Origin of the sequence: Saccharopolyspora rectivirgula DSM 43747, from assembly GCF_000497205.1 — a bacterium.
In the GTDB taxonomy this organism is placed as follows: Bacteria; Actinomycetota; Actinomycetes; order Mycobacteriales; family Pseudonocardiaceae; genus Saccharopolyspora; species Saccharopolyspora rectivirgula.
Genome location: NZ_AYJW01000179.1, coordinates 1 through 218, shown reverse-complemented (window position 1 = coordinate 218; position 218 = coordinate 1). Strand labels below are relative to the sequence as shown.

General features: G+C 54.6%; 1 rRNA gene. It reads right to left on the bottom strand.

The features are described 5' to 3' along the window. Positions 1 to 218, bottom strand: a 23S ribosomal RNA gene (locus SREC43747_RS0119450); the annotation flags it as partial.

Genomic DNA, 218 nt, shown 5'->3' with positions numbered 1-218 from the left:
AAGCCGAACCAGATGCCAATGCCAAGCTGCAGTAAAGGTCCCGGGGTCTTTCCGTCCTGCCGCGCGAAACGAGCATCTTTACTCGTAGTGCAATTTCGTCGGGTCCACGGTTGAGACAGTGCCCAAGTCGTTACGCCATTCGTGCAGGTCGGAACTTACCCGACAAGGAATTTCGCTACCTTAGGATGGTTATAGTTACCACCGCCGTTTACTGGCGC